The 12,323-nt window shown below is 68.0% G+C and carries 15 protein-coding genes; 6 read left to right on the top strand and 9 right to left on the bottom strand.

Annotation, left to right across the window (positions count from 1 at the left end):
• Both WEB06_01620 and WEB06_01615 read left to right on the top strand, forming a co-directional pair.
• Nucleotides 1-323: phosphotransferase family protein (locus tag WEB06_01620; GenBank protein MEX2554312.1), on the top strand; the 323-nt coding region annotated here is incomplete at its 5' end.
• Complete coding sequence (locus WEB06_01615) at nt 320-1,450, top strand: hypothetical protein (protein MEX2554311.1); 1,131 nt, start codon at nt 320-322, stop codon at nt 1,448-1,450. The genes WEB06_01620 and WEB06_01615, both read left to right, overlap by 4 nt.
• Before the next feature lie 71 nt (nt 1,451-1,521).
• Here the strand turns inward: WEB06_01615 and WEB06_01610 are convergent, their stop codons facing one another.
• The 6 genes from WEB06_01610 to WEB06_01585 form a co-directional block, all read right to left on the bottom strand.
• Nucleotides 1,522-2,493 (bottom strand): type IV toxin-antitoxin system AbiEi family antitoxin domain-containing protein, encoded by a 972-nt coding sequence (locus WEB06_01610; GenBank protein ID MEX2554310.1) that lies wholly within the window; start codon nt 2,491-2,493, stop codon nt 1,522-1,524.
• A gap of 148 nt (nt 2,494-2,641) precedes the next feature.
• Complete coding sequence (locus WEB06_01605; protein ID MEX2554309.1) at nt 2,642-2,779, bottom strand: VOC family protein; 138 nt, start codon at nt 2,777-2,779, stop codon at nt 2,642-2,644.
• Complete coding sequence (locus WEB06_01600) at nt 2,779-3,159, bottom strand: nuclear transport factor 2 family protein (GenBank protein MEX2554308.1); 381 nt, start codon at nt 3,157-3,159, stop codon at nt 2,779-2,781. The genes WEB06_01605 and WEB06_01600 overlap by 1 nt, the downstream gene beginning before the upstream one ends.
• Nucleotides 3,156-5,393 (bottom strand): molybdopterin-dependent oxidoreductase, encoded by a 2,238-nt coding sequence (locus WEB06_01595; protein ID MEX2554307.1) that lies wholly within the window; start codon nt 5,391-5,393, stop codon nt 3,156-3,158. The genes WEB06_01600 and WEB06_01595 overlap by 4 nt, the downstream gene beginning before the upstream one ends.
• Nucleotides 5,394-5,441: 48 nt before the next feature.
• Nucleotides 5,442-6,098: an endonuclease NucS gene (gene nucS, locus WEB06_01590; protein MEX2554306.1), complete on the bottom strand. Its 657-nt coding sequence runs from the start codon at nt 6,096-6,098 to the stop codon at nt 5,442-5,444.
• A gap of 268 nt (nt 6,099-6,366) precedes the next feature.
• Nucleotides 6,367-6,996: a hypothetical protein gene (locus tag WEB06_01585; protein MEX2554305.1), complete on the bottom strand. Its 630-nt coding sequence runs from the start codon at nt 6,994-6,996 to the stop codon at nt 6,367-6,369.
• A gap of 96 nt (nt 6,997-7,092) precedes the next feature.
• On the opposite strand from WEB06_01585, the gene WEB06_01580 reads away from it, so the two are divergent.
• Complete coding sequence (locus WEB06_01580; GenBank protein ID MEX2554304.1) at nt 7,093-7,932, top strand: SDR family oxidoreductase; 840 nt, start codon at nt 7,093-7,095, stop codon at nt 7,930-7,932.
• Between the two features lie 6 nt (nt 7,933-7,938).
• Here WEB06_01580 and WEB06_01575 read toward each other — a convergent pair whose 3' ends face one another.
• Both WEB06_01575 and WEB06_01570 read right to left on the bottom strand, forming a co-directional pair.
• Entirely contained in the window at nt 7,939-8,775 is an 837-nt protein-coding gene (locus WEB06_01575) for a hypothetical protein (protein MEX2554303.1), read from the bottom strand.
• A complete protein-coding gene (locus WEB06_01570) occupies nt 8,703-9,401 on the bottom strand; it encodes a hypothetical protein (protein MEX2554302.1) in 699 nt (232 codons plus the stop codon). The genes WEB06_01575 and WEB06_01570 overlap by 73 nt, the downstream gene beginning before the upstream one ends.
• A gap of 81 nt (nt 9,402-9,482) precedes the next feature.
• Between WEB06_01570 and WEB06_01565 the strand changes: the two genes are divergently transcribed.
• Nucleotides 9,483-10,109 carry a CoA pyrophosphatase gene (locus WEB06_01565; GenBank protein ID MEX2554301.1) on the top strand — a complete coding sequence of 209 codons (627 nt, stop codon included), beginning with the start codon at nt 9,483-9,485 and terminating at the stop codon, nt 10,107-10,109.
• Nucleotides 10,109-11,005, top strand: a complete 897-nt coding sequence (locus tag WEB06_01560; protein ID MEX2554300.1) for a 5'-3' exonuclease — start codon at nt 10,109-10,111, stop codon at nt 11,003-11,005. The genes WEB06_01565 and WEB06_01560 overlap by 1 nt, the downstream gene beginning before the upstream one ends.
• A gap of 14 nt (nt 11,006-11,019) precedes the next feature.
• Here the strand turns inward: WEB06_01560 and WEB06_01555 are convergent, their stop codons facing one another.
• Entirely contained in the window at nt 11,020-11,850 is an 831-nt protein-coding gene (locus WEB06_01555; GenBank protein MEX2554299.1) for a DUF1996 domain-containing protein, read from the bottom strand.
• A gap of 184 nt (nt 11,851-12,034) precedes the next feature.
• Here WEB06_01555 and WEB06_01550 point away from each other — a divergent pair.
• On the top strand, nt 12,035-12,323 hold a 289-nt coding region (locus WEB06_01550), incomplete at its 3' end, for a MarR family transcriptional regulator (GenBank protein ID MEX2554298.1).

Genomic DNA, 12,323 nt, shown 5'->3' with positions numbered 1-12,323 from the left:
AGCCCGAGATGGACCTCGCGTGGTTCCTCTACTTCGACCGCGTGTTCAGCGAGGGGTTGAACGCGCCGCGGCCGCCGGGGTTCCCGACACACGCCGCTTCGGTCGAGCGGTGGGAGGCGCTCACCGGGCGGACCGTCCGCCGGCTCCAGCCGTACATGATCTTCGCCGGCGTGAAGTTCTCGCTGGTGCTGATGAGGCTCGGGGTACTCCTCGTTGAGTTCGAGGTGCTCCCGCCCGACACCGAGTTCGGGATCAAGAGCTTCGCGATGGAATTCCTGGCTCGGCAGCTCGACGAGCCGCCGATGAACGGAGGCAAGCGATGACGATCACGCCGTTCGACGAATACGCCGTCCACCAAACCGCGATGCCGGTCGCGCATCCGGTCAGCGGCGACCGCAACGTCTACGACCGGTACTTCTTCAACGGCTTCTCGCCCGACGGCGAGTTCTTCTTCGCGGTCGCACTGGGCGTGTACCCGAACCGGGACGTGATCGACGGAGCCTTCAGCGTCCTTCACGGCGGTGTGCAGCGGGCCGTGCTCGCGTCGGGGCGGCTTCCGCTCGATCACGCCGTCACCAAGATCGGGCCGGTCTCGATCGAGATCGTCGAACCGCTCCGCATCAACCGGGTGGTCGTGGATGCCGAGCACCTCGGGATCGGTGCCGACATCACCTGGGAAGGGCGGACGATGGCGCTCGAGGAACCGCGGCAGACGCAGGTCTCCGGCACGACGGTCGTGCAGGACACGACCCGGCTCACGCAGTTCGGGACCTGGGAAGGGACCATCGATGCGGGCAAAGAGCGGATCACCATCTCGCGTGAAGGTTCGCGCGGGATGAAGGATCGCTCCTGGGGTATCCGCCGGTTCATGGACGCGCCGGGCGGGGCGCCGCCGCGGAGCGGAACCCCGGCGGGCGTTTTCTACCTCTGGGCGCCGATCCACTTCGACGACCGCTGCACCCATGCGATGCTGTTCGAGCAGGCCGACGGCTACCGCTGGTACACGACCGCGTCGGAGGTGCCGCTGCTGGCGCCGGGGGAGCCGACGTGGGGGATCGAGGAGAAGCTCCGCCGTCCGCGCTCCGTGGACTACTCGCTGCGGATGCGACCCGGCAGCCGCGTCACCGACGGCGCGACGTTCACCTACACCTTCCTCGACGGCGTCGAACGGCAAGAGCTCGAGCCGATCCTCGACTTCCGCTTGAAAGGCATCGGCTACCTCAACCCGAAGTGGATGCACGGCGAATGGCACGGCGAGGAAGAGGTGGGCAGCGACATGTGGGAGGTCGACAAACTCGACCCGCTGCTGCCCGAGAACTACCACGTCGAGCAGCTGGTGAGGGTGCGCTCCGATCGCGGGGACACCGGGATCGGGGTTCTCGAGCAGCTGATCCTGGGGCCGCACGCGCCGACCGGCTTCACCGACTGGACGAGCGTCGCGCCGGGCTGACGGGGGTTCTCCCTTCGCTAACCCTCGTTGCGATCTGAGTCCGGATGCGGACCCAGATCACACCGAGAGCGTCAACGAGCAGGGCGGCGTGCTTGCAGCAGGGCCGCCACCGTCCGGACGACCGTTTCCGGCCGGCGGTGGAGCTGTTCGTAGGTGATGTGAAGGACCTGCCAGCCCAGCGCGGTGATCGCGTTCCGGCGCGCGAGGTCGCGCTCCCACCGCTGCCGGCTCGCGTGCCAACGAGCGCTGTCCGCCTCGATCGCCACCTTAACGTCCGGGTACGCGGCGTCGACGCGGGCTACCAGGCGCCCGCGCGATCGGATCTCATGTTGGACCGCGGGCGCGGGTAGGCGCCCTCGCTTCAGTACGCGGAGGAGTCGCGTCTCGAAAACGCTCTTCGGCACGCCGCTCGACCAACGAGCGTCAACGAGCGATCGCAGCACGCGCGTGCCCGGGCGGCCCATCTCGCCGTACTCGCCCAGGTGCCAGCGCAAACGTGCGAGTGAAACAACGCCTCGGCGAAGGGCGTCGTCCAGCGCCTCCTCGACGACGTCGCGCGGGCTGGTGCCCGCCACATCGAACAGCGTGCGCGCCGGCGTCGTTACCGGGATCGCATGGACGACCGTGACGTCGGCAGAAGTCAGGAGCAGCGGTCGGTGGACGGTGTGTCGGAGAGAGCGGCGGCGGCCTCGCGGCACGATGAGCTCGATGCAGCCGGGCGCGAAGCCCGGGAAGGCCCAAAGCGCCGCGGCCGCGGCGTGTGAGATCACCGCTCCGGGCCCCCATGCCAAGCAGACCGCGAGCAAAGCCTGGTGCCAGGTCGGTGCCACGGCCGCGAACCGATAGACGCCGGGGGAGAGGGGCTCCAGCAAGGAGGCGACGATTCGGCGCCGGATCATGCTCGGAGACATGCCACAAGTGAGGGCGTCCCGGCGCGTGATCAGGCCGTGCTGCTTCGCGGCGAGTATGGCGGCGGCTCGCTCGGCGCCCTCGCCGCCGTCACCCCGCTCTTGTGCGGGTCCAGGTTCGGACGCGGACCTCATCCGCTACGAGACCTAACACCCGCGGCGCGCATCATGTGGTGTGCGCGACCGGATCGCGGCGAACGCGGGAACAGCGGCGCGCGCGACGCTCGGGACCGCCGCGCGGCCTACGCGCAACTCTCGTCGGTGTTTAAGTCCAGATGCGGACTCAAGCGCCAACGAGAGCACAGGCGACGGTTCGCACGGGCGGACCCACCGGCTCGTAGCCGAGGGCCTCCATCCAGAACGCGGCGAGAGACTGCGAGTCCTTGGCGTCGAACGTGATCTCGAAGTTCCGCGCAGCCATCAGCTCTTAAGGCCGAGCTCCTCGCCGACCGTGTCGCGCAGCGCCATCGAGGCCGACAGCGGACGCACCATCACGGTGAACTCATCGATGAGGCCGTCATCGCGCGTGTGGATCATGTCGATGCCGTCGACTTGGCGGTCGCCGATCCGGGTCTTGAAGTGGAGCACCGAGCCGTCACCGTCGGGGGTCGCGTACTCGCCGACGTAACGGAAGTCCTCGAAGGTCCGGAACAGGATCCCGAACAGCACCGCGACCGCGTCCCGGCCCTCGAACGGCTTGAACGTCACCGGCGAGTGGAACACGATGTCCGGCGCCAGGCACGCGAGCGCGGCGTCGAGGTCGAACGACTCGACCGCTTTGCGGAACGCGTCGGCGCTCACGCCGGCGCCACGGTGACGGGGATCCCGTTCAGCACCGCGTTCCCCGACAGCTCGTCGATCAGATCCGACGGCGCCAGGACGTTCGAGTTCGTTCCGCCGTCGCCGGCCGCCACCGTCCAGCCGACGCCGTCGACCGAGTGCCCCCAGCCGTGCGGGATGCTGACGACTCCCGGCATCACCGAGTCGCAGACCTCGGCCGGGAGCTCGACCGTCCCGCTCGAGGACGTCACGCGGACCGGCTTGCCGTTCTGGATGCCGAGCCGCGCCGCGTCGTCCTCGTGCACCTGGACGGTGCATCGGTTCGAGCCGCCGCGCAGGGACGGCAGGTTGTGCATCCACGAGTTGTTCGAGCGCAGCTGCCGGCGTCCGACGAGCATGAACCCGCCGTTCCGCTGCCGCGAGAGCGCGCCGGCGAGCCGCGACACGTCGTTCGCGATCGGCTCCGGCGCGAGCTCGATCTTGCCGCTCGCCGTGCGGAGCACCTCGGGGATGCGCGGCTGCAGCGGCCCGAGGTCGATGCCGTGGGGGTTGGCTTCCAGCACGCCCAGCGTCAACCCATCGGGGTCCTTGCCGAACCCCTCGCCGTACGGCCCGGTCCGCAGCATGATGTCGAGCAGCCGGTCGGGGCCGCGCCGCTCGGCGACCACGTTCCACGCCTTCTCCTCCTCGACGCCTTGCGCCGGCGACGACGGGTTCTGCAGGCCGCGTCGGAGCACCTCGCGAGCGACGAGCTCGTCGAGCGCAGCCAGGTCCGGGTGCGCGCCGGCGCCGCCGGCGATCCCGGCGAGGCGCAGCAGAACCTCCCACTCGGTCATCGCACCTTCTGGGAGCGGGAGCGAGGGCGGCGAGTAGTTCGCGACGTTGCGGCACGACAGGTTGTAGAACGGCGCGTCGTAGTGCGCCCGGGTCAAGGCCGGCTCGGCGGGGAAGATCACGTCGGCGTGACGCGCGGTCTCGGTGACGTAGATGTCGACCGACACCATGAAGTCCAGCGCTTCGAGCGCCTTCGACAGCCTCGCGGCATCCGGGGTCGAGACCGCCGGGTTCCCTGCGACTGTGATCAGCGCGCGGATCTGCCCGTCGCCGGGCGTGAGGATCTCCTCGGCGAGGCACGCGACCGGCAGCTCGCCGAGCATCTCGGGACGGCCGCGCACGCGGCTGCGGAACCGTCCGAACTGGAACCCGCGGCCGACGCCGGGCGCGCCTGAGGTGTTGCCGCTGCCGATCGCGGGCTTAGTGAACATCGCGCCGCCCTCGCGGTCGAGGTTCCCGGTCAATACGTTGATGACGTCGACGAGCCAGGACGCGAGCGTCCCGAACTCCTGTGTCGACGTGCCGATCCGTCCGTACACGGTCGCGCGCTCGGCGGCGGCGATCTCGCGCGCCATCCGGCGGATCTCGTTCGCGGCGATCCCGCAGGATCCCGCGACCGCTTCCAGCGTGAACGGCTCGGACAGCGTGCGGGCCTGCTCGAGTCCCCCGACGTGCTCGGCGAGTTGTCCCATCGAAACGAGATCCTCGGCGAACAGCGTGTTCACGATCGCCATGAGGAGGAGGGCGTCGGTTCCGGGCACGATGTAGTGGTGCTCGTCGGCCTTCTTCGCGGTCTCGCTGCGCCGCGGATCGACGACGACGAGCTTGCCGCCGCGCTGCTTCAGGGCGCGCAGCCGCCCCGGCAGATCCGGCGCCGTGAACAGCGAGCCGTTGGATGCGAGCGGGTTCGCGCCGAGCATCAGGAAGTGGTCGGTGCGGTCGACGTCGGGGATCGGTATCGACAGCGCGGTTCCGAACATCAGCGCCGACGACACGTGCTTGGGCATCTGATCGACGCTCGTCGCGGTGTAGATGTTCTGCGTCCCGAGCGTGCGGAGCAGCACGCGGTTGTAGAACGTCCCGGCGAGGTTGTGGACGTTCGGGTTCCCGAGGTAGACGGCGACCTGGTTCCGGTTCCCGGCGAGCAACGGCTTGAGACCCGCCTCGACGCGCTCGAAGGCCTCGTCCCAGGACGCTTCCCGGAACGCGCCGTTCTCACGGATCAGCGGCGTCCGCACCCGGTCGGGATCGTTCTCGAGATCGATGAGCGCCAGCGCCTTGGGGCACAGGTAGCCCCTGCTGAACACGTCCTGCTCGTCCCCGCGGACCTTCGTGAGCTCGCTGCCGATTAGTGTCAGCTCGAGCCCGCACGTCGCCTCGCACAGCGGACAGGTCCGGTAGACGATCCGTTCTTCGCTCATGCCGCCCCCTCGCTCTTCGAGCAGCCTACGGCGAAGCGCGCACCGCCGCTAGAACAGGGTCGGGTCTCGCTCGGCGCGGCCGGCGAGGGCCTCGATGTCGACCTCGACGCAGGCGATCCCGCGCGAGGTCGCGAGCACGCGCGTCTGCGGCTTGATGGTCTGCGCCACCAGGATCCCGCGGACCGGGGCCAAGGACGAGTCGCCGTTGAGCCGGTCCAGGTAGCGGCTCAGTTGCTCGACGGCCTGCAACTCGCCGACCCGCTTCACCTCCACGGCGACCGTACCGCCGTCGGCCGCACGGAGCAGGAGGTCGACGGGACCGAGGTCGGTCGGGAACTCACGCGTGACGAGCCGCGCGCCGGGCTCGATCACGTCGGGGCTCTGCGCGAGCAGCCACTGAAGCTCGTACTCGCTTCCCGCTTTCTGCAGTCCTGGCTCGATGCCGAGCTCGATCGTGGTGTCGGATTGGATTCCCGCGATCGTGATCTCGAGACGGTCGCCGCCGGAGCCGGTCACCGTCCAACCGTGGGGGCGCTCGATGATTGTGTTGGGCGGCGACATCCAGTTCAGCGCCTTGTGGCCCTTATCCCCGTGCACGATCACCGTGCCGTCGGCTTTGACGACGATGAGCCGCCGGGCGAGCGGCAGGTGAGCGCTCAACCTGCCGGTATAGTCGATCGAGCATTCCGCAACCACCAGACGCACGGCCGTAGCGTGCCAGAACCGGCTCGGTACGACGAATGATCGGTGGGCGATTCGAGCGGTCCTCTACGACGCCGCCGCGAAATGGGCGAAGAACACGGCGACGCCGTTCATCGTCAACGGTATCAAGCAGGTCGCCGCCGAGAAGGGCGTGCAGTTCCTCGACGTTCGGGACGCAAGTGCGTCCAGCTGAAGTACGCGAAGACCTCGGGCAACCGGACGTGCAAGAACACGCCGGGGCAGGCCTTGACGGCGACGAGCTAAAGGGAGATCAGCCGAAGAACGCCTTCAACCTCGGGCCGAGCACATTCTTCTTTCCGAAGACGTTGGCGTGGCAGCCGTCCGCGGTCGTCTCGTTGCCGGGCGGTATGGAAGGCGCCTGGTACCGCGAGTGGAGATCGCCCACGTCCGGTCCGGGCAGCGCCGCCGTCTGCTTCGCGAGCAGCTCCATGCGTGGCGGGCCGAGGAGTCCCGAGATCGAGCAGTAGTGCGGCAGGTAGTAGCCGTTCTGCGCCGACACGTAGATCGGGACGCCCGGTGCGAGCCTGCGCACCTCGGCAAGGACCTTGACCGCGGCGACCTGATTCTCGGCTTGGTTCTCCGTGTCGCGGGTGCACCACTGAACCCAGATCTTGTTCGGCGGCATCGACTGCAAGTACGCCTTGAAGGTGCTCCAGTACGGGCTAGGCTGGCCTATCCGCGCTGCCCACGAGGAGACGGTCCCGCCGCCGTACTCGTTGAGGGCCGGCCAGAACTTCGTGCCGCCGACCAGGTGATAGCCGGAAACGGCATCACGGGCCTGTGAGCATCCGATGTACCCGACGAAGTTGGCGGCTTTCGCCTGACCGACGACACCTGAGAGCGCCGCGAGTAGCAGCGCAGACAGAACGATACGCCTCATGAGCGGGTCCTTCCCACATATGCGAGCCTTGTCTCGTATCCCTATTAGTCACCCCTCGGTCGATTCCTCCTTGGATGAGCGGTTAGCATCCAGTACATGGAAGGCAAGCTTGTGGTGGTCACCGGCGCCACGGCCGGGATCGGCAAAGAGGCTGCTCGCGGCCTTGCCGGGATGGGGGCCAGGGTGGTCCTCGTCGGCCGGAACCCCGAGAAGAGCCACGCCGTCGCGGAAGAGATACGCGCGACCGCAACCGGCTCGGTGGACGTGGTGCTGGCCGACTTCGCGTCGCTCCACTCGGTCCGCCAGCTCGCCGAGACGCTCGCCGACCGATATCCGCGGATCGACGTCCTGTTGTCGAACGCGGGAGTCTTCCGCGTCCGGCGGGCGGTCACGGGGGACGGCTTCGAGGAATCCTTCGCCGTGAACCACCTCGCGCCGTTCCTCCTCACCAACCTGCTCGTCGCGCGGCTGAAGGAATCGGCGCCGAGCCGTGTCGTCGTGGTCGCATCGGCGGCGCACTACGGCCAGACCCTCGACTTCGACGACCTGCAGAGCGAGCGCGGCTACAAGGCGATGCGCACCTACGGCCGATCGAAGCTCGCCAACGTGATGTTCACGTACAAGCTCGCGGGACAGCTCGAGGGATCCGGCGTCACGGTGAACTGTCTGCACCCGGGCTTCGTGGCCACGAGCCTCGGGAGCGGCAACCGGATCCCCGTGAAGCCGTTCATGGCGCTGTTCCGCCTGACCGGGCGTGCGATCAGCGTGAAGCAGGGTGCGGACACCCCGATCTATCTCGCCTCCAGTCCCGAGGTAGAGGGCGTCAATGGGAAGTACTTCGACGTCCGGCGCGAGAAGATGTCCTCCCCACAGTCCTACAACACCGACGACCAGGACCGGCTCTGGGACGTGAGCGCGAAACTCGCCGGGCTCTGAGCGGGATCAGCCGTCCGCGAGCCGGACCAGGCCGCCGAGCGTGCCGATGTAGCCGGCGCCGTCGGGTCCGATCGTCACCGCCGCGTAATGGTTGTTGTAGAGGTACCCGGTCCCGGTGAGCCGGCGATACACCGTCGCGCCGGTGTGGAAGTCGATCGCGGTGAAGTACCAGGCGTCGACGCCGTCGGCTCGCGGCGGCTTGGAGTACACGTAGACGAGGCCGTTCGCGAGTGAGGCCTTGGGGACGGTCGTCGGGGAGATCTCCGCGCTCGTCCAAACCGTGGTGCACGTGCCGGACTGCTCGTCGACGTCCACGCGCGCGACGCCGGGGGTCGTCGACTTCCCTTGGGCGACCGCGGTCGGCCCCGTGTAGCCGAAGTTGTTCTCGACGACGAGCGAGTTGCCGACGGCGATGATCGAGTTCTCGGTGGCGCTCTTGCCGGCCTCGAAGACCGGCACGCGACAGACCAGCGCGCCGGTGCTCCGCCGGTAGACCTCGACGTTCATATGCTCGGCGTTGTCGGCGATCGCGACGAGGTCGGGTTCCAGCAGGGTGGGGCTCGTCCCCGATCCCTGCGAGAGCATCCCGGGCTTCAGACGCGTCCCGCGGTCGTATCCGACCCGCCAGGTGATGCTCGGCGCGCCGGACACGTCGGCGTCGAAGCGGTACAGCGCGTGGTCGGTGACGATGAACACGCCGCCGGTCTCGTCGACGGCGAACGAATTGAAAACGCCTTCACCGGCGAGCTTGATGCTCTTGGTCACCCCGGTCACCGGGTTGATCGTGCCGACGATGGCCGCCTTGCTGACGAACCACAGTCGCCCGCTCCAGTCGGGGAGCACGGACGCCAGGCAGTCGGGGATCGTACGTGCGCGTTGAGGTCGTAGATCCGTTGGGGCAGCAAGAGCCCGTGCTTCATCGAGACGATCCACACCTGGTTCAGGTTGGTCGAGACGACCCCTCGGTCTTTGTGATCGAGGAAGAAATAGCCCGCCGAGCAGAAGTCGTTGAGCGGCGTGGTTCCCGGCCGAACCATCCGCGGAGGCAGCGGCAGGATCGCGAGGGTGGCGAGCGTCACCGGGTCGAGCACCCGGAGCCTGGCGCCGTCGAGCGTTCCGCAGAGCGCGACGATGCGATCCTGGGTGTCGAAGGTGATCGAGGCGCACTCCTCGAGCCCGAGCCAGGTCGAGTTCACGCCGATCTTGTTCCCGACCGGGCCGGCCCAGGTGTAGGAGTCGGTCATGTACGCGTCGTCGTGGATGTTGCTCTTGCCGTTGGGCGCCATGAATGGATGGCGCGGAACCGTGAACGAGCTCACCGGTTGCGCAGCCGCGACCGTTCCGATGAATGCGGGTCCGGCCTTCTGCAACGGGAACGACGGGATCGGGATCGCGGGGATCGCGGCCGGGGCGGCGATCGCGCCGGCCAGCACCACGAGCAGCAACGACGGGGGCAGGAAGCGTCTCATGGATCGAAGAGATTCGAGCCGGCCGGGTCCGGTACCTGCTGCGTGTGGCGACGGCCCGCCGAGAACGCGTATACGTAACGCGTGAGCGGCCTTACGTTCTCGGAGCCGCTGCGCGAGAAGGTCGCGGCGAACCTCGCCGGCTTCGATCGCGTGGCGCTGGACGACGATTCGCTGCGGCGTGCCGCCGTCGCGGTGACGATCGCCGGCGATCCCGACGGGAAGGCCTCGTTCCTGATCACGCGCCGGGCTTCCAAGATGAAGAGCCACGCCGGTCAGTGGGCCCTTCCCGGCGGGCGGATCGACTCGGACGAGACGCCCGAGGCCGCGGCGCTCCGTGAGCTGTATGAGGAGGTCGGCCTCACCCGCGCCGGCGGCGACGTGCTCGGGCTCCTCGACGACTACCCGTCGCGATCCGGCTACCTGATCACGCCGGTGGTCGTGTGGGGGACGGCCGAGCCGTCCTTCTCTGCGCACGAGGCGGAGGTCGCGTCGGTTCATCTGATCCCGCTCGACGAGCTGGAGAAGCCCGGCGTTCCCCGTCTGATCCCCGGCACCGAGCCCGACCGCCCGATCATCCAGTTGCCGCTGATGGGCCGGTACGTGCACGCGCCGACCGCGGTCTTCCTGTATCAGCTCCGCGAGGTGGGCTTGCACGGACGCGACACCCGCGTCGCCCATTTCGACTCGCCGAACTTCGCGTGGAAATGATGGCGGCCGGGAAGCTCACGCTGATGGTGGACGCATCGAGCTTGATCTACCGTGCGTACTTCTCGGTTCCCGACACGATCCGTGCCGACGACGGATCTCCCGTGAATGGGGCGTACGGATTCCTGAACATGCTCGCGCGACTCATCGCAGATCTGAAGCCGGCCCGGGTGGCATGTTGCTTCGACGACGATTGGCGCCCGCAGTGGCGGGTGGACCTCCTCGATTCGTATAAGGCCCATCGCGTCGCGGCCGATGGTGCGGCCGAGGATCCCGTCGAAGCCCAGATGCCGATGATCCAGGACCTCCTGATTCTCGCTGGGATCGCGGCGATCGGTGCGGCGGAGTGCGAAGCCGAGGACGTCATCGCGACGCTCGTCAAGCGCACGCGCGGCCCGATCGCCATCGTGTCGGGCGACCGCGACCTGTTCCAGCTCGTCAAGGATCCGTATGTGTGGGTCCTGTATCCGAAGCGCGGGGTCAGCGACCTGGTACGCGTCGACGAGAAGTGGATCGAGGAGAAGTACGGGATACCCGGCCGAGCCTACGCCGACTTCGCGATCCTTCGCGGCGATCCCTCGGACGGCCTCCCTGGGGTCCCCGGAGTGGGGGAGAAGACCGCGTCGCTGCTGATCGCGAAGCACGGTTCGCTCGCCGGAGTGCTCCGCGCGAGCAAAGGCGCGACGTCGGGCCCGCTCGCGAAGGTTGCCGGCGCGGAGGATTACGTGCGGCGCGCGGCCGATGTCGTTCGCATGAAAGGCGATTGCTCGGTTGGGGAAGTCGATCTGACGCTCCGGAAGCGCCCGATGAGCCGCCGCCTCCCCAAGCTCTCAACCGAGCTGGGTCTCAGCGGCCCCATCGAGCGGCTCACCGCGGTGTTGGAGGGCTCTCGCTCGTAGCGGTGCGCGACGCTTTAGTTCGGCCCGCACCGCTTTCCGGCGTTGAGACACGACTTCACGAGGCGGTTGAGCTCCGCCTGGTCCCAGGCGTTCATGAAGTCGGCGTGTCCCGTGTAGCGGGAGCCGGAGGCCAGCGTGATCCCGGGGCCCCCGATCGTCGGGTAGGAGATCGCGAGCGTGAGCCGGGGGACGCCGACGGGGTGACTCGACGGGCATCCCCCGTTCGCGTACGCCATATGGCTCTTGTGGTCGAAGACGTCGAGCTGCTTGCCGTTCCAGCAGTCCGGGAAGCTGATGTGCATCCGCAGCCACTGCTCCGCGCCGCATGTGGGGGGCTCACTGGAACGCGTCGGGGAACCGGAGCAGCTCCACGCGACGACCGACGTCGGCTGGGCGCTCGTCGCCTTTCCATCGCCGGCGATCACGCGGAGGCCGGCGGGGAACGCTCGGACGCTCTTGGCGCTCTTGGCGCCGGGGAAGTAGTAGGCGACGGTTCCGATCGGCTTGAGGGTCTTCCCGTTCTGACTCAGCGTCGGCGCCCAGTACGCGGCACGGTCGAGTGGCCTATGGCAGAGCGTTCCCGCCGCGCGTAGCGTCGCGTCCGTTGAGAACGCGTTCGTCGACCGGTTCCCGAAGAAGTCGTGGCTGTGACTCGCTCCCGGCTTCTTCGGCGCCACGATCGGGTCATCCGGGAGGCGATGGCTGAAACCGCATTCGCTCCAGAAGATGCCGGGCTTCGGCGAGAGGATCGGTATCGGGATCCCCCCGACCGGATCCGCGCTTGCGAGCAACGGAACCATGAGCGTCGCGATACTCAAGACGATGATCCACAGCCGACCCCGCATGAGCCACCCCCAGCGCCGAGCGAAGGGCCCCCTTCTACCGCGACCGTGGCCGTCCCGTCACATCGGCGTGCGTCGGGGATGATGATTCAGTCGCTGGTCTCGGTGAGTCCGCGGCCGACTTGCAGGTGAATCGGGTTTGACACAACGTTTCGAATCTTCTAAAAGTTGGAATAGGAGGGATGACATGGATCGAGCGACGGCGATCTTCGTGGAAGGGATGGGCGCCGCTTCGGCGACCTCGGGGGTGCTGACACAACTGCAGGGCCGGATATTCGGCCTCCTTTATCTCCAGCGCGGCTCGCTGTCCCTCGACGAGATCGTTGCCGAGCTCGGACAGAGCAAGGGGAACATCTCGATCAACATCCGAGGTCTCGTCGACTGGCACCTCGTAAAGCGCGTCTCGGTCGCGGGCTCCCGGAAGGATCATTACGAGGCGGCGAGCGATTTCTGGCGCGTCATGCAGGAGATCATGG

The organism is Actinomycetota bacterium, assembly GCA_040905475.1.
Classification (GTDB): Bacteria; Actinomycetota; AC-67; order AC-67; family AC-67; genus DATFGK01.
Note: the sequence above shows the minus strand (reverse complement) of the source record. Positions and strands in the feature narration are given on the sequence as shown.

Bases quoted from the DNA above. Each gene is read 5' to 3' on its own strand.
- WEB06_01560 (MEX2554300.1), top strand. From the start codon at position 10,109: ATGGCGGCCGGGAAGCTCACGCTGATGGTGGACGCATCGAGCTTGATC.
- WEB06_01555 (MEX2554299.1), bottom strand. From the start codon at position 11,850: ATGCGGGGTCGGCTGTGGATCATCGTCTTGAGTATCGCGACGCTCATG.
- WEB06_01580 (MEX2554304.1), top strand. From the start codon at position 7,093: ATGGAAGGCAAGCTTGTGGTGGTCACCGGCGCCACGGCCGGGATCGGC.
- WEB06_01610 (MEX2554310.1), bottom strand. From the start codon at position 2,493: ATGAGGTCCGCGTCCGAACCTGGACCCGCACAAGAGCGGGGTGACGGC.
- WEB06_01605 (MEX2554309.1), bottom strand. From the start codon at position 2,779: ATGGCTGCGCGGAACTTCGAGATCACGTTCGACGCCAAGGACTCGCAG.
- WEB06_01615 (MEX2554311.1), top strand. From the start codon at position 320: ATGACGATCACGCCGTTCGACGAATACGCCGTCCACCAAACCGCGATG.
- WEB06_01585 (MEX2554305.1), bottom strand. From the start codon at position 6,996: ATGAGGCGTATCGTTCTGTCTGCGCTGCTACTCGCGGCGCTCTCAGGT.
- WEB06_01595 (MEX2554307.1), bottom strand. From the start codon at position 5,393: ATGAGCGAAGAACGGATCGTCTACCGGACCTGTCCGCTGTGCGAGGCG.
- WEB06_01570 (MEX2554302.1), bottom strand. From the start codon at position 9,401: ATGAGACGCTTCCTGCCCCCGTCGTTGCTGCTCGTGGTGCTGGCCGGC.